Source organism: Vibrio jasicida CAIM 1864 = LMG 25398 (assembly GCF_000400365.1).
GTDB lineage: Bacteria > Pseudomonadota > Gammaproteobacteria > Enterobacterales > Vibrionaceae > Vibrio > Vibrio jasicida.
Genome location: NZ_BAOG01000071.1, coordinates 64,255 through 80,239, shown reverse-complemented (window position 1 = coordinate 80,239; position 15,985 = coordinate 64,255). Strand labels below are relative to the sequence as shown.

General features: G+C 38.6%; 14 protein-coding genes. 10 read left to right on the top strand and 4 right to left on the bottom strand.

Annotated features, from left to right (window positions below; translation table 11 throughout):
* Nucleotides 1-24: 24 nt before the first annotated feature.
* Nucleotides 25-1,287, top strand: coding sequence for a metal-dependent hydrolase family protein (locus tag VJL_RS19965; RefSeq protein WP_038868054.1), 1,263 nt, complete (start codon nt 25-27; stop codon nt 1,285-1,287).
* A gap of 470 nt (nt 1,288-1,757) precedes the next feature.
* Here VJL_RS19965 and VJL_RS29685 read toward each other — a convergent pair whose 3' ends face one another.
* Both VJL_RS29685 and VJL_RS19960 read right to left on the bottom strand, forming a co-directional pair.
* Nucleotides 1,758-1,919, bottom strand: a complete 162-nt coding sequence (locus tag VJL_RS29685) for a hypothetical protein (RefSeq protein ID WP_173400282.1) — start codon at nt 1,917-1,919, stop codon at nt 1,758-1,760.
* Between the two features lie 220 nt (nt 1,920-2,139).
* Entirely contained in the window at nt 2,140-3,060 is a 921-nt protein-coding gene (locus VJL_RS19960) for a helix-turn-helix transcriptional regulator (protein WP_038880799.1), read from the bottom strand.
* 384 nt (nt 3,061-3,444) lie between these two features.
* Between VJL_RS19960 and VJL_RS19955 the strand changes: the two genes are divergently transcribed.
* From VJL_RS19955 to dsbB, 8 genes are all read left to right on the top strand, one after another.
* Nucleotides 3,445-3,948, top strand: coding sequence for a hypothetical protein (locus VJL_RS19955; RefSeq protein WP_038880796.1), 504 nt, complete (start codon nt 3,445-3,447; stop codon nt 3,946-3,948).
* A 75-nt stretch (nt 3,949-4,023) separates the two neighbouring features.
* The gene (locus VJL_RS19950) at nt 4,024-4,548 is read left to right on the top strand and encodes a hypothetical protein (protein WP_038880793.1); all 525 of its coding nucleotides are present in this window, start codon (nt 4,024-4,026) and stop codon (nt 4,546-4,548) included.
* Nucleotides 4,545-7,313 (top strand): TcfC E-set like domain-containing protein, encoded by a 2,769-nt coding sequence (locus VJL_RS19945; RefSeq protein ID WP_050568873.1) that lies wholly within the window; start codon nt 4,545-4,547, stop codon nt 7,311-7,313. The genes VJL_RS19950 and VJL_RS19945 overlap by 4 nt, the downstream gene beginning before the upstream one ends.
* 8 nt (nt 7,314-7,321) lie before the next feature.
* On the top strand, nt 7,322-8,044 hold the full coding sequence (locus VJL_RS19940) for a fimbrial biogenesis chaperone (protein ID WP_038880791.1): 723 nt from the start codon (nt 7,322-7,324) through the stop codon (nt 8,042-8,044).
* A gap of 3 nt (nt 8,045-8,047) precedes the next feature.
* Nucleotides 8,048-9,091 (top strand): hypothetical protein, encoded by a 1,044-nt coding sequence (locus tag VJL_RS19935; RefSeq protein WP_038880789.1) that lies wholly within the window; start codon nt 8,048-8,050, stop codon nt 9,089-9,091.
* A 1-nt stretch (nt 9,092) separates the two neighbouring features.
* On the top strand, nt 9,093-9,848 hold the full coding sequence (locus VJL_RS19930; RefSeq protein ID WP_038880787.1) for an outer membrane beta-barrel protein: 756 nt from the start codon (nt 9,093-9,095) through the stop codon (nt 9,846-9,848).
* Between the two features lie 350 nt (nt 9,849-10,198).
* Nucleotides 10,199-12,775, top strand: coding sequence for an Ig-like domain-containing protein (locus tag VJL_RS29540; RefSeq protein ID WP_160167712.1), 2,577 nt, complete (start codon nt 10,199-10,201; stop codon nt 12,773-12,775).
* 830 nt (nt 12,776-13,605) lie between these two features.
* Nucleotides 13,606-14,265, top strand: a complete 660-nt coding sequence (dsbB, locus tag VJL_RS28120; RefSeq protein WP_307718620.1) for a disulfide bond formation protein DsbB — start codon at nt 13,606-13,608, stop codon at nt 14,263-14,265.
* Nucleotides 14,266-14,534: 269 nt separating this feature from the next.
* Here the strand turns inward: dsbB and VJL_RS28115 are convergent, their stop codons facing one another.
* The gene (locus VJL_RS28115; protein ID WP_081635016.1) at nt 14,535-14,894 is read right to left on the bottom strand and encodes a helix-turn-helix domain-containing protein; all 360 of its coding nucleotides are present in this window, start codon (nt 14,892-14,894) and stop codon (nt 14,535-14,537) included.
* A gap of 187 nt (nt 14,895-15,081) precedes the next feature.
* Entirely contained in the window at nt 15,082-15,327 is a 246-nt protein-coding gene (locus tag VJL_RS19920) for a hypothetical protein (protein WP_038880786.1), read from the bottom strand.
* A 333-nt stretch (nt 15,328-15,660) separates the two neighbouring features.
* Here VJL_RS19920 and VJL_RS19915 point away from each other — a divergent pair, with 333 nt between their 5' ends.
* A complete protein-coding gene (locus VJL_RS19915; protein ID WP_038880784.1) occupies nt 15,661-15,975 on the top strand; it encodes an Hpt domain-containing protein in 315 nt (104 codons plus the stop codon).
* The last annotated feature ends 10 nt before the right edge of the window (nt 15,976-15,985 follow it).

Genomic DNA, 15,985 nt, shown 5'->3' with positions numbered 1-15,985 from the left:
ACAACTGACTCGGAGATAGAAACCATGAGTATCGTAATTAAAAATGCAAACGTGTTTAACGGTGTAGATGAGCAACTTCTGAAGAACGTGGACCTTCTGATTGAAAATAACTTAATCACACAAATCGGGAAAGTGGATGACTCGAATGCTGAGCAAATCATCGATGCAGAAGGCAAAACGGTGATGCCAGGTTTAATTGATGCACACGTACACATTACGCTTTCAGCGGGCTTCAATGAGCTGGATGGCATGACTCGAGAAGAGATCGCGATTCGCTCAGCGAGAATCTCTGAAGAGATGTTGATGCGTGGCTTTACGACCATTCGTGATGTTGCAGGCAACACATTAGGTCTGAAGAACAGTATCGATAAAGGTTATGCGAAAGGTCCAAGAATTTTGCCTTGTATGGCCGCGATTTCGCAAACTTGTGGTCACTCAGACTACCGTCAAAACCAAGCACAAGAACGCCTAGCGAACGGTCATGAAGACTCACCACTAATGAAGTCGGGCGCATTTAAAGTCGCGGATGGTCGTGCAGAAGTATTGAAAGCGGTTCGAGAGCAGTTGTTTATGGGCGCTTCTCAAATCAAAGTGATGGCAGGTGGTGGTGCATCCTCTACGTTTGATCCTCTGGATACGTTGCAATACACGTTAGATGAAATGAAAGCGGCGGTGGAAGCGGCAAGCGATTATGGTACCTATGTAGCGGCTCATATTCACACAGCACCAGCGATGAAACGTGCCGCAGAGGCAGGTGTCATGTCCTTTGAGCACGCCACTATTATGGATGAAGAAATTGCTCAAATTGTGAAAGAGAAAGGCATTTGGCTTGTTCCATCATACTTTACGTCATCATTGATTGCAGAACGTAAGATCCCGTTGCCAAACGAAGAGACTTACCGCAAGACAGAACGCGTTGGTAAAGCAATGTTTAAGTCTGCTGAGCTTATCAAGAAATACGATATTCAAAACCTAGCGTTTGGTACTGACTGTGTTGGTAAAGCAAACGTTCATGAAAGTCAGATGCAAGAGCTGGGCGCTATTGAAACCACATTCGATACGATTACAGCACTTCGCATGGCTACCTCAAACTGTGGGCGTCTATTTGAATTGTCGACTTACAAACATCCGTATCAAGAAGGTAAGTTAGGTCAAATTGTGGAAGGTGCTTATGCAGACTTGCTTATCGTCGATGGCAATCCACTAGAAGGTGTAGATTGCGTGGTACAAGATGAAACTAAGAAAGTCATCATGAAAGACGGTGTTGTGTATAAGAACACACTATAGGCTAAATACCTCCTTACAAAAGGCGCTCACTGAGCGCCTTTTTTGCGTTTGGGGAAAGATTGGACGCCATTTAGCGAAAGCTTTCTGGGTTAATCCTTTGACCCGTTCTAGCCCTTTAAACCTTCCTACCAGTATCATCTTTCATTGAAACTAACGTCTCCTTTTAGGCTAATTTGTATTGTCCAGCGAGAGCGCCTCGATGCTCCCCTCGCGTTGAGTTTGGTTATGTTCTAGTACCCTATGCGTAAGGGGTAAGACCTTAAACATAGCGGCATAAGAGCGATGAATAGACACAATTTCACTTCTTATTTTTGGCCGTCAATGGCCTTGTCTTAGGTACTAAAGTTTAGAAAGAGAGAAGGGGCACAAGGTGATGATAGGAACGTGAATTCAGGGATATGGCATACAAAAAAACGCACCTCAAAAAGGTGCGGTTTAGATAAAGGTAAAGTGACAGAATCAAATCGAGCTTACTTCATCACATAGCGATAAGTTTTGATTGCCAACCAAGTAAAGGCTTTGAATAAAGTTTTTACGGTCTTAAAGGCAACTTTACCTATGGACAGCATCAGTTCGCCGGCAACGGTTAGACAAGTGTGTAAATCAGTTTGTTTGAACTCTGCGTAAGTCATGTTGGTCTCTCATTTTTTAAGTGGGGGACTCCTGTCGCTCAATGCATACCCTGTAGCGGTATAGTAGAAATAAGCATGAATGGGGACTTACCATTTGGCGCCAACGGTATTTCTATTTTGAAGGCGAAGGTATGAAAACGGAACCTTACTGAACAAATACAAATACAAATACAAATGATAGTTTAATGTTCTATTGCGCTTATAAGAGTAAAGAGTCAATTTAGTACTTTAATTGAAATTCATTCATGAGAGCATCCATGTAAGGAGTCAGCTCTAGGAACAGTTTTGTAGCAAGGAAAGACTCACTCTTGATTTTAATTCGGATATAAGAGTATTGTTTTCCAAATAGCTTAATACCTCTATTTTTTACTCTACTTCCCTTCGCTATAATATCAAATTCTGTGCTGGATTCGAAAATATTGTAAATTACTTGCGTATGGCAATTAAGAATTACATATTTTATCTTAGTATGATGAGTAAGTAGCTCTAATATACGAAGGACAGTTGTTAGTCGAAACTCTGGCACAGAGCTAAAGCTCGATATTAAATACAGACTCAGAGGTTCATCTTTGCTTTTATCTAGCGTTGTGAAAGAGCAGCTTTCTAAATGCAGTTCTTCTAAGTGTTTATTGGGTGTAGTGGAAGGAATGAAGGTCATTAGAAGGTGTGCCAAAAGGTATCCGGTAGAATCTTCGACGGTTTTTATGGTAATGTTTTGATTATCATATAGTTTTTCATTGAAATTGATTTCGAGGTAATGTTCATGAAAAGCTTTAATTCTAGATATTGAGTTGCGATTGGCTGTTGCTAGATTTGATTCTTTTGTCGCCAGCCCTTCATAACCTAGCCAGTATGGATCGAGATACTGGCCTCTAAACTCATCTAATACGACTGAGGCGTTTTGGAATTTACTGACAGACGGTGCAACTAGTCTCGTGATGTCATCTCCAAAACTTCTAGCTACTAGAATCTGCTTAGACACTTTTGGCGCTGTGACGCCTCGTTCCCAACGGCTGTATGTTGTTTTATCAAGCCCTCCCAAAAGGGGGTCAAGATCAACTAGATGGTCTACTACCTGCTGCTGGGTAAGCATTTTTCTATTGCGCATACTTTTCAAGTAGTTCGCAAAAATTTCTGTCATAACATTTCTCAAGTATAAGTCTTTATTAATTATGACTCAGTGAATGATAAAAGCAAACTTCAGGTGAAATATAAATCAGGAATTTTAAAACGCGAATGTTCGTGGTTTCATCTAATTACCTAGTGTCTACCTAAGAAAAACGATATTTATAGTTTATATTCAATCGAACTTTGACGCTAATTTACAATATTCAACTCGTTGCTTTGATTGTATTTAATGTGTAGGCATATATTTTTATCTTGTATTTACTGTGCTCAATCCCAAGTGGCCCTCGTTTTGCAAAATGTATCACATCTGCTCAGTCAGGGGCATAAAGTTAATTTCCCTGAGCTTTGGTAGATTTTATTAACGATTTTACAACGTATTATTTCTTAAGGAAGAAAAATGAACAACTTTAAAAAAGTAGCATTAGCGTCTCTAGTTCTCGCAGCAATTGGTACAGCGCAGGCAGCGGACCCACAAGCAACAGTTGTATGGACTGGCTCGATTCCTAGCGTTCAACCGGGTGATACAATCCTGATCACTGGCTTAGGTGGTGACCTAACTGCACAATCGGGTGCTTTGACTCCAGCTGCTGATGGCACATTCACTTCTGAAACAATTGTTTTAGAATCGCGTTTGAATGCTGGTTCAGCAGAAACTCCTGAAGTGGGTGCACTACAAAATGCAAACTGGCAAATTGCGTCTAGTACTCTGACATACGGTGGTGTAACAAATAACGCTGCTACGTTAGAAGTATCTATCGATGGTGTTGTTGTAACAGATGACGCAGCAGCTGCTGCAGATGCTAACTCAATTCGCCTTTCAGTAGCACAAAATAGCCCTTTGACAGATGTTGGCGGTGATAGTGTCCAAGCTGCGGTAACAGTACTTGCATCATCTATGTAATGAGTATTACTTAACAATTTAGTTCTAAGGCTTGCTGCTTTCAGCAGGCCTTATTAATTTAAGCTAGTGATCAATATGAAAGAAAAAGCAGTGATGTTATTTGGATTAGCGTTCATTAGCATGAGCGTTAGTTCATTTGAAAAAACACTATTAGTTAAAACAACAATTGATATTAATAATTTTTATACAGACGCTATTACAAATGTTGAGTTCTCCCCATCAATACTAGAGTTGGAAGTTAATAGTGATAATACCGAGTTCAAACCAGCATCAACCACAATGAAAATTAGTACTAGTATACCTATGAATATATCTAGCGTTTCTTATACATCAACAATGATTGAGAATAAATCTGCGTGTATTAATTTTTCAGGACAAAAATTTGATCAGGAGGGATTTGTTACAGTTAAATTTGATGGCCAACCAATTTCAGATGATGCCTCTCTATCTGTAGAAGATTTTAACTCTAATGATGGAAATTTTAAATATAGTGAACATGAATTGGAATTGGAATTTTTACCATTTTCTGATGTTGAAATAGATGGTTCTCCAAAAGAATGTAGTGGTCAAATCGCGTTTGTTATCGGGGTTGATATATGATAAATAAAGTAAAATACGTACTATTGCCCTTATTAAGTCTTTATTCTTCGGGTAGTGCATTTGCAGCATTTATTCCTGAAAGTTTCGAAGACCACTTTAAACTCCAAGAATTGCAAGTTAAACTTCGTAATTTAGACGGCTCATTTTCAGAACCGATAACGGTTTTGAGTTCATTTAATACACTTAAAATTGATGAAAATAACATTCAAACAAAATCTTTAATTAATAGGTTCTTGGAAGAAAATAAAGTTAATGAAATATATCGTGAAGAAATAATCAGTCAGTTGATTTTAGGTATTGATGAACAATTTCAATGTTCAGGGAAACTCGAGAATTGTGAACTGTATCCGGAAACTTTTGATATTGTTCAGAATTACAACGAACGAGAAGTTTATTTATTTGTCTCACCCATGATCTTAGATCTTACAAATCGTCAAACCACTACTAAATATCATGATGCAAAAAGTGTAAGTAACGGTCTAATAAACTCGTTTGATCTGTATTTAAGTTCTTATCAAGATTCTGACTCTGTTATATCATTAAATGATGAAACTATTCTAGGGTTACCTTATGGTTATTTTAAAAGTGACTTTAACTTAACCAATAATGAACAAGGTTCTGAGCTCTATGAAGCGGCTTATCATTTAGATGTTGCCTCTTATTCGTTAAAAATTGGACACTTTGAATATGATCCTGACGTCAACTCTGTTGATTATTTGAATAGTACTGCACGTATGGCACAGAATGCAGTTACATTCGGCTCGTCAGAAAAATTACTAATTGGCGGGCAACTTAGCAACAAGGTGTTGAGTTTTTATGTACCTTCGACGGGTTCTGTTAAAGTATACCGTGATGAACGTATAATTTATCAAGCAAATGTTACGGCAGGCCAACAATCTATTTCATACACTGCGTTACCTTCGGGGCGATATGAAGCCCGTGTCGAAGTCTCTGTTAACGGGGAAGTTGTAAATGTACAGTATTTTCAAGTATATAACAGTACTAATGACACACTAGCAGAAGGCAGTATTGACTATACTGTTAGTGCGGGCTTCTTGGCAGAAAGCAACTTTGATTATCAAGACACAAATATAAATACTATTGATAATGATGTATATGGAAGAGGGCTTCTTAACTACCAAGTAACACCAAACTTGCAGTTAGGTGCTGGGGCGTTATTTACCGATTCGGGCACAATGTATAAAGTTGGTGGCAACTTTAGTTTGCTTCCCTCAGGTTGGTTAGTAGAAGGTGTCCATAGTCACTTTGAAGAAGCATCGCATACTAACGTAAATCTAAATTTTGATTTCTTCAGTATCTCTTATGACAAGCTAGATAACAAGAATGGCGATCTCCTAGCAACACACATGTACGGTTATTCAGACTATTCGCGTTGGTCAGTTAACTCATACTACAGCCTCGGTCAAGGGCGTTCAATTTACGCTATCTATACGCGAAATGAAGAAACCTTATTATCTAATAATGATAACTTTGGTGAATTGGAGCGGGAAGATAATTTAATATCTTTTGGGTATACAACACCGACAATTTTAGATTCGATTCTCAATGTTAATTTTGATTATTCAGATTTTAATCATGATAAGTCAATTAGTTTACTTTGGAGTGTCCCTCTCTCTGATTCAATGGAGGCGATGGTAAGTACCACAAGTGATACTGAAGAACTTGATCAGTTTCGAACCGCGGTTCGAGTGAATGAACTCATTGATTCTGATGCGTTCTATACGTCTCTTGAGGTAGCCAATACATATAACCGCGATAGTGAAGAGATGTATCAGGATACAACATTCTCGGTCGATGGTTCGACAAACTATGCTCGTGTAAATGCGGTAGCATATTTATCAACTCGCGATAGCAACAAGGGGGCAAATGCTGGTATTTCTAGTACACAAATACTGACAGGTGAGGGGGTGCACATCACCAAAGAGCGGGCTTCAGCTTATGCGTTGATTGATATTGAGGATGTACGTGCTAATGAAGAAATCGATGAAGAAATTATTGAACGTGGTTATGTCACTTTAGATAGAAACGGTAAATCTAGCAGTAAGTTTATTGTTTATGAGAATGAACGAATTGTTCCTTTAAGAAACTACTACGAATACGATGCTAACTTTGATTCAGAAAGCGTGAATTTGTTTAACTCTGGTGAAAGCAAAAAGACCGTCTACTCACATCCAGGCGCTGTGTCTTACCTATCACCGAAGGTTAGTAGAGTGGTGTCATTTGTTACGTCATTTAACGATATATCCGATGAACCTATTACAGAAATAACATGTAAGGGTGAAGGGTGTCTTGAAGTTAATGAAATGACAGAAGGTGTTTATCGAGTGACGGTATTAGAAGGACTGAACTTCGAACTGTCTTCTAATCGCCAACAGTGCTTATTGCCATATGAATTTAGCTCGACGAACCAGCTTAACTTTGGTCAGAATTATTGTTTGCCAATTACTGAGAATAGTGAAATTCTACAAATTGAAGTTAATGAAGAGATATTAAGTGCAGTTTTCTTAGGTGCATATGAAAATTCAAATCAACTAAAGAATTCAGTCAACAAACTTAAATTACTAGGATATAGAGTTATCCAAAAAGATGTTGGTAATTATAAAGCTGTTTATATTGCACATAAAACATCTAACATGACTGATATGTTAGCTAATCATAAAACTGAAATCGAGAATATTAAGCTACTAGCGAAAAACTTGTACAAGGCGGATTCAATTAGCTATCCAGTGGCAAAAACAAACTGAGGGAAATTATGAAATTAAAAAAAATCACACTATCTCTATTGAGTTTAGTATGTGGTCTCTACTCTTTGCAATCACAGGCCTTTCAAGTAGATAAGATGGTAATTGTCGGTGATGAGAAAGGAAATGGAATCATTACGTTGACCAACGATGAAGATTCGCCACTTTTTGTTGAAACGCTTATTGATGAAATAAAAATAAAAGACGGAACAGAGATTATAAAAAATAACTACAGTAGAGAGAATCTTTCTGATTGGAAAATATCTTTAACTCATCAACGCTTGATTCTAAAACAAGGAGAAGAGAAAGACATCGGTATTCGTAGCTTGTGCCACAATACGACGTGTGATAATTCACAAGACTTGATGTTTTCTTTATCATTTCTTCCAAGTAAATATAGGGAGGAAGGAAAAGAGGCTTCCGGTGTCGAAGTTAATTATGGTTTCGCTCCGGTTTACATTATACCTACAACAGAGCCTGTGGTTGATTACTCTATTTTAAATAGAGGTTCTGAATTAGAAGTAAAAAATAACAGTAACACTATGATACAAGTCTACTTGGATAGTTGCACAACAGAGATTACCTCCCAATGTAGACAGAAGCTAACAGTACTTGCTGGTAGACATAAAACATTCAACCTAATAGATACGATTCAAAGTGATAACCTTCGAGTAACTGTTAATTCTCATGATAAAAGTTACTCTAAGAAAGAAGTGATAAAACGGAGTAATTAACTTATGTACAAAATATTTAATCGCTTCATCGTTTTAGGGCTATCAATGTTTACCAGTAACGTATACAGCGCTTTTTACATAAGTGGTGAGGTAAAAGCGGGTGAAGTGAGATGGGATAACGTAACTTACGGTAACGATAACAGTATGGTTCCAAGCAAGTGGGGAGTTCCACCCGCACTCCGTTCAGTAATGTCTTGGTCCCCTGGTTCTTTACCTGCGGCAGCAGCGAATCAAATGATCCTAAGAGGGGGCCTAAACGGTGAAGTCACGTCTCCCATCTCTATTTCTGTCACCGGTGTACAATACAATACTACGGGAATTGATTACATTGAAGACATTAACAGTATTAACCCTTCTTGCCCGATTGATTATGTACAATTACCTATAGTTAGTGTTGGCGGTATTGGTTGCGTTTCTTCAACCAAACTTTCTACTGCAGTACCTACTTCTCCGTTCGTTTTATTTAGGCCAATGTTTCATATCGATGGAACCGTTGTTGCAAGTGCCTTAGCTGGGAAATCCGAGGGAACATATACTGGTTCAGTGCCATTTACTATTCGATATCATTATGAAAACACGAGTGGTGTTTCAACTTATAGAAATATCAGTGATGTTATAGTCTTTAACTTCATTTATGAACCTGTAGAAGTGACGAATGTGGTCGTACTCGAAGGTGATGGAGTAATGGAGCCTGTTTATAATGCCGTCAATCGAAGTGTTTCCGCCCAGACAAACTATAGGTTAGAAGCACAAGGTTATTTTAACAATGGCATCGTGCTGACCATGCACAACCAAGAGTATGAACTAGTTCATAATAATTCGCCGGAGATCATTATTCCATACAATCTAACATGCCCGGAATGCAGTGAGCAGTCTTTAGTTAGCGAAGGTAAGTTGAATCATCAAATGACGTATATTGGAGAGGAAAGTGGTATTCAAACTAATCTTCCATTTAACCTGCAATTTGACTATGATGTGGAAGGCGAACCATTGGTTTCAGGAGAATATTCAGATTCTATAACAATTATGGTATCGCCAAGGATATAAAATGAAATACTATAATTTATTAGCATTACTTGTAGTGCTACCGCCGTTTGTGAACGCTAAAAGTATCGAAGTTACATCACCTTATTACATTAAAGGTGGGGTTAATAGTTCAATTTTAGACGATAGTAAAAAAGAAAGCGAAGCGTTCGGTTTTGAAGCGGTCGCTGGCTATCACTTTAAAAATGATATTTTTTTTGAGGCGGGTTATCAAAACTTTAACGTAAATAGAGATGATAACCATGATCTAGAGGCGCTTACTATTCGCGCCAATTGGTTAATGCCGGTGAGTGATTTTACCGCAATTTATGCTGGGCCTGGTTTTTCTTATATTGATAATGAGCTAAGCCCCAGTGCTCAGTTAGGATTACAATATCAATTGTCTCGAAATTGGATAGCTGATGTTAGCTATCAGGGTATTTTTGATATCAATAAATTAGACGATGATTTGTACTCGTTTAGCTTGTCATTCTTGTATCGTTTCTCGACTTCTCAGCCTGATGTAAAAGATGATATGGACATTGTCTTCTCTACTCCTGAGTTAGAAGAACCCGAGGCAACTCCAATAGAAACTGAAGCGTGTCATCTTGAAAGTATGCCCTATAGACTGGTTGAAGGTGACTATTTGATTAAGATTTCAGAGACCAATCACATCACACTGAAAGATATACTTGATCTAAATCCTCAATTACGAGGGAGAAATATAAATTTAGTTTATCCTGGAGAAATTATCTATTATCCAGTGGTGGTGTGTAAATAAAATCGAAAAACAAAGAGGTATTTCTATAGTAATACCTCTTTATGCATATAATAACATCTTTTAAATAATAAATAAGGATTTGTTAATCCGATAAAAACGATTATCTTGGAAGTATAACGTTAGTATTGTAGTTCTATTTTTGTTTTATTTTTTAACATGTAATGTACTATATGTGGCCTTATACTTCATTGGAGTGCGAAATTATTTGGCAAGTTACTCTAAAATTAATTCTAAGTTATTGTTAATTTAACAAATAGGCTTATAAGAGAACTAGTTTTAATAAACGCTCTATCTCCTAATGAAAGTCCCATTTATTATTTTAGCTTTAAATAGTCTCAGGAATACCTTCGATGATTTATACTAGAATAAACATCTTGCCAGCAATGGTGCTGACAATGGGGTTAGCAGGATGTAATGGTGGCGATGACAGTGCCGGAAGTAACACTATCTCACCAAATCCGTTAGCCTCGACCACAATAACCGCTCAAAACATCACCTTTATCGCAGAATATACCGACCGTTACGTTGTCGACCTTTCTGATAAAGTTTCTGTCAGCAATGGAAAAAGCTTCGTCCTGCAGGACGTAAACCCACTGACACAAAGTGCCGAATGTCAACCTTTGGCCATTGGTGCTCAAAGCTTTACTATCGCAGCTGACACAGCCAAAGCCTGTGACTATGAGTACAAAGTTTCGGTGACTGAAGTGCCAAGTGCTCAAGCAAGCAGCACACGCAACGCAGTCAGCCCGATGAGCCTGACTGGCGCACCTACCGATGTCGCGGTTAGCCGTGTTGCGGTCACCCAATCTAAAAATGCAGATACTTCAGGGGTTGAGCTACGTGCTATCAGCGCGGTGACATTGATTGATACGGTAATTGAAATCAATGTCAAACAACAACTGCTGCATCAAACGGCATTCGAAGTACCAGAAGAGTATGCTTTAAATTCAACACTTTCATTGCCTTACAGCGAAGGCAACGAGGCAACAGCGGACCCACAAACCGACACCATTCTTTATTCACCTTTGGGTGGGTATCAAGGTATTGAGCGTATTCTATTCAGTTATATCAACGAAACCACAGGCGATGTTTTGCTGGGGACGCTTGATATCGCGGTCGCTGAGCGTGCAAATTTAGGTTTAGTTGTCAAAGATAACATTGTTTATGACGACGTCGAAATCAATGACGTCAAGGAAATTGATATCACACCGTACGTCGAGTCTATTGATGACGATGATTTTCAGCTTGTGTATGTTGACTCATTTAACGCTACCACGGCGCCGTTAAAACCACAAGACACTGACAATAAGGTGTTCACCTTTGTCTCCTCAAAGATGGGCAACCATTATGTCTCTTTTGCGGTAGCAGACAAAAACGGAGCCTACGCGATGGGTCTGATGGAAGTGCCAGTGTTTGACCCAAATCGAACGGCGCAATGGAACGGGATTTTCTTTGAAGGCTTGTATTTTACCGCGCCAATGACCACACAAGATGCGGCGGGGAGTCAAATTGAGTATAGAGAAACTTTGGTGGATACCTACTACACGCCGCCAGCCGACCTTGCGCTGTTTGACTTTGGTGGTGCGCAAACGTATTGCGGTTTAGAAGGTCGACTGCCAACCAGCTCTGAGCTTCAGCAGCTTCAGAAGAGAGCTGAGGGCAATGTGCAAGAAGCCAATAACTGGCCAATCTCGACGCAATATCTGGCTAGTGACAATGGCACGGCGAAAACAGTGAATCCGGACACGGGCATCGTCAGTGACTACTTGGGTGGAAACTACCTTGTGACGTGTATTGCCGGTGGGCTTACTGTCCAAGGACCGACTGAGGATGTGATTGCCAACGGGGTCGATGAAGCTCAAGTGGTCTTCACCTTGCTGGGTCAAGATGACGCCCCAATCTTAGGGCCGACCATCAACTTTACAGTGCAGAGTGCGAGCAACCAAGCAGCGTTGGCCACATTGAATGAATCGACCGATGAAAATGGACAAGCCATCGCGAGCGTCACGAACATCAAGGCGGAAGAAGTGACAGTTTGTGGTGAGGTGGGGGTACAGAACACATGTACCACAGTGTCGTTTGTCGGTGATCCGGCGACAGCAATGGTATCAGAGACATCAATGGAGACGTTAGGGTGGATCCCTGGTGATAGCGCTCCTTATCCGCTCGCAGCTAAAATATTGGATGCCAACAGTAATGCCATAAAAGGCGTTGAAGTCACCGCGGAAATCATCAGCGACTTAAATGACCCCGAAAGCGCAGAACTTATTAATCGAAGTGCCTTCACGGATGAGGAAGGAAATGCTGTCTTCAATATGGTGAACGATGAAGCCAATAACTCAGACCAAACCACAACTAGGGTCACACATATTAATACCTTAGGCGGGGTGCATTTCCTAGATCACATCACCCAATGGGGAGGATGGCAATGGGTGACTCCGTTAGATATCACCATCGCACCATATGCTGGCCACATTATTACGTCTTGTGATTCACTGGGAGATGAATGGAGACCCCTCACCCAAGCAGAAGCTCAGGAGTATATTGACGCTTCCGATGCCGAAGATATTCGTTTGACGATTGCAGAAACCAACCCGATTTGGAAAGCGCTGAATGTATGGATTGCTGCCGATGAACAGAATTATGTAACAACTACGATTACGAGCCGTAGTAGCCCAGGATTGTATACTGAAAAGAGTACTCTTAGGTTGGGGATCGATCAGGGTCGATTGGTTTTTGATGCCGACATTATCAGCATGACCCACGATCGTAACTCTTTCAATTGGAGTTTGGGTGGAGGTTCTTATAGAAGGTACTACAGTACGATCATTACTGGGGTGAACTCCTTACCAGGCCTGGATACATCAGGTTTTACCCCAAATTCTGAGGAATTAGCAACCCCTGTAATTTGTGCTAGAGAGCAATAGAACCACACCGTGGGCTCTATTTGTCCCCCTATTGGGACCACCTTTCTATTCTAAATTAACTTTTGCAGTTGCCAGACCATAAGATGTTTTTATCAAATTGAAAGGGGTTATATAACTGTAAGCTTTACGGAACCCCCAGCCTAGCAGGGCGGTTCTCTATACAACAAGAAAAGGGCATCATCACGATGCCCTCTATTAAGTTTAAACCGCTCGTTTTAAAACTCTACAAAGACTTGTTGCACAAACAAAGATTATGAACCTGTCTCCTTACTGTTTGTCTATCATAAGTTCTAAATTTATATTAAAAAACTGAAAATCAACAGTGCCGAGTTTTATTACCGCTTTGACAACGAGGGGCACATAAAGCCAACAGCATTGGCTTCAACTAAGGGATCATAATCTATACAATAGAGCATCAAATCATTTTTCAATATGTAAGTCACTCCAAAAACTGATTGTCACAAATGCGTATCAAAAAACTGAACCTCTAACTGGAATGAGCTAAGTGAAAACTTGCTTAGAAAAAGCTTCATCATTTTTGTTTTGTATTCGAAATTGATAGAGACGACATCAAATCCCGATATTAGCAAAGTTCATTTAGCTATCTACAAATTGTTGGCAACGGCTACCTCAAAGTAATTATACTTCTATCATGCGTTTATAACGTTCAGGTTATCTGTCTAAAGTCATGACTTTAAAAAGTTAAATGACAATATGCGATAACTTGTTTTTGGCTAATATTCTTATTTTGTTACCGTGGTATTTTGCCAAGATTTTGTCAAAAATGACGAAAAATCTGTCCTTCGCTTTGAACTTTCCGTTTCTGTGCTTTGGAATTTCTACTGAAAAGTAATGTTATCTTACAATGCGCAACGGATTTTATATTACTTACGACATTTTCAGATATCATATTGAGGAAAGCAAAATTGTATTTTCTATATAAACTCTCCCAAACGCGTTCATTTTGGTTCACCGTTTTTATTTTCGCTATTAGTTTTCAAGGTATAGGACTTTACTTTCAACATGCGCTTCACCTTAAACCATGTGTTTTATGTATTTATGAGCGTGTAGCGTTGATAGGTGTAGGAGTATCCGCGATATGCGGGATGACAGCAGCACAACATGTTTTTGGACGCTGGCATAGCCTTTTAACGTGGGGGGATTCTGCGTATCGTGGTTTACTTTTTTCGCTCGAGCATATTAATTACCAGTTCAGTCCATCTCCATTTGTTTCTTGTCCTTTACGTGTTAACTTTCCAGATTGGGGCCCGTTAATTTCATTGGAGCCAAGGAGGTTTGAAGCTTATAGTGATTGCGGTAAAGTTGTTTGGCAATTTATAGGGAAATCTATGCCACAATGGTTATTACTGTTTTTTTTCCTTGAATATTATTATTGTAGTTGTCTTAGTGAACGATCAATTTTTTTAGATTATACGGAATTAGTAATTCAAATTAATATATTTAGATTAAATTTGGAAATTGTATTGTAAAATAAATGGATTTGTTAATAAAGTAAAACGTATCTAAGAAAAAGAGTTTCTATAAAAAGAAATCACTTTAGGACAGCCGGGTAAAGCAATGATACTAATGAGCAATTTTGTTAATTGACAAATTTATATAGTTCGTCTCATACATTTTTCTGAATGACGCGAGCTATATGTCTTTATTCATAACTATAATACATTCGTTATTAAGTAAATAATAATATATGAAATTCCTACAGAATATCATATGTTTATGAACTGCGAAGAAAAGGTTCTTATCCGTACTCATAGTTTATTATCTTTATGCGTGAATCTAAATCTAAAGGAGACAAACTCATGCTGTAACCAATCCTGTGTATTGTGACGATTTCCCAAAAGCTAGCAGCCTTAGTGAGTTTCTTTCTCAATGACATAATCACCATAGTAAGCGAGTTAGGTCCAATACACATATTTGGCCAGCCGACTTCAATTAGATGATGCTTTGATAAATGCTGCCCGGGGTATGAAGCGAACTCCCGCAAGATTAAAAACTCACTTCGTGTGAGTCTAAGACAAAGTGGTTGCGAGTTTTTATTACGGTTTCGGTAAATTATCACAGTTAGTGAACTGGAGTGGAACTCTATATCTATCCGCATGAAAAATGACATAATTAGTGAGTAGATTTGCCATCATCCAGTATCCTTCAAGAAGATAAAAGGGCTGTTGGGAATCCGTTAAGAAATTCGTGCTTATCGGACACAAGCTATTCCTTAGCGATAGTTTTGATTTTTTGAAAATACTAAGTGCTACTTGGTTTCCGATAAGCACATACGTACAACGCAATTAAATTTTAAAACTCAAGACAGCTTCCAATTGATCCAGACTTTCTTTTTTTTCCACTTTAGATTGTTTTAGTAAAATGTCATGACCACACTTTTTTTTCAACTTAAGTAAGTCGGTCTGATTTGATACCGGATTTTCAGAACAACTAAGTTTAGGAACAACTCCCACCCACTTTACGGTTAATCCTCTTGCTTGATAAGAAGTTAAAAATATAGTGAAAAACAAAATGATAACTGGCAGTTTCATATTAATATTAGGCTCTTGCAATTTATTGTTACGTATAATGCCTAGTATTTTTCATCATTGGCAATTTGTAAAATAAAAAGTTATAAATGCCATTGCTGTTGCAGTATCCTAATTGGCGAAATTTTCAACATTTTGGTGCTATGCTTTTAAAAAATTAGCTTTAGAACAATGACCTAGAGTTAGGTGACCGCTTCGTTTTGACAACAACTTTTAGGAAGCAGAGAGTTGGATAGGCACTTTTGGTTTTAACAAAAAGAAAGTGCCATATCGAAATTGTTGCAAATTATGCATTTTGTGGAGATCGTGTAATTCGTCATTAAAAGTGGGAAGTAAATGACTGCATATCAATTGCAAAGTAAGCTATTTATGAAAAGTACAGGTGTAGAATATAATTCAGAAAAGGGTAGACATTTCAGGTACCTCGCAAAACAATGTTTGGAAAAATTTTTGGTAGACATGGTCGAAGAAAATCTGTCTCTCGTAAATTCAGCACACCGGTTGAAAGGGATTGCTTCTACATGTGGTGTTTTAGAAGTAGAAAATATCTGTCAGAAAATTGAGCGTTACTCATGTTTGGTAAACCAAAAAGCTGCACGAAATAAATTAGTAGATATGGCGATAGCTATGATATGTATCATAGATATATAAAGGGCGAAGT

Excerpts from the sequence above, each read along its gene's own strand:
- VJL_RS19965 (WP_038868054.1), top strand. The coding sequence starts at position 25 with ATGAGTATCGTAATTAAAAATGCAAACGTGTTTAACGGTGTAGATGAG.
- VJL_RS19915 (WP_038880784.1), top strand. The coding sequence starts at position 15,661 with ATGACTGCATATCAATTGCAAAGTAAGCTATTTATGAAAAGTACAGGT.
- VJL_RS19935 (WP_038880789.1), top strand. The coding sequence starts at position 8,048 with ATGTACAAAATATTTAATCGCTTCATCGTTTTAGGGCTATCAATGTTT.
- VJL_RS19930 (WP_038880787.1), top strand. The coding sequence starts at position 9,093 with ATGAAATACTATAATTTATTAGCATTACTTGTAGTGCTACCGCCGTTT.
- VJL_RS19945 (WP_050568873.1), top strand. The coding sequence starts at position 4,545 with ATGATAAATAAAGTAAAATACGTACTATTGCCCTTATTAAGTCTTTAT.
- VJL_RS19960 (WP_038880799.1), bottom strand. The coding sequence starts at position 3,060 with ATGACAGAAATTTTTGCGAACTACTTGAAAAGTATGCGCAATAGAAAA.
- VJL_RS19955 (WP_038880796.1), top strand. The coding sequence starts at position 3,445 with ATGAACAACTTTAAAAAAGTAGCATTAGCGTCTCTAGTTCTCGCAGCA.
- VJL_RS19950 (WP_038880793.1), top strand. The coding sequence starts at position 4,024 with ATGAAAGAAAAAGCAGTGATGTTATTTGGATTAGCGTTCATTAGCATG.
- VJL_RS29685 (WP_173400282.1), bottom strand. The coding sequence starts at position 1,919 with ATGACTTACGCAGAGTTCAAACAAACTGATTTACACACTTGTCTAACC.
- VJL_RS19940 (WP_038880791.1), top strand. The coding sequence starts at position 7,322 with ATGAAATTAAAAAAAATCACACTATCTCTATTGAGTTTAGTATGTGGT.
- VJL_RS28115 (WP_081635016.1), bottom strand. The coding sequence starts at position 14,894 with ATGCGGATAGATATAGAGTTCCACTCCAGTTCACTAACTGTGATAATT.
- VJL_RS29540 (WP_160167712.1), top strand. The coding sequence starts at position 10,199 with ATGATTTATACTAGAATAAACATCTTGCCAGCAATGGTGCTGACAATG.
- VJL_RS19920 (WP_038880786.1), bottom strand. The coding sequence starts at position 15,327 with ATGAAACTGCCAGTTATCATTTTGTTTTTCACTATATTTTTAACTTCT.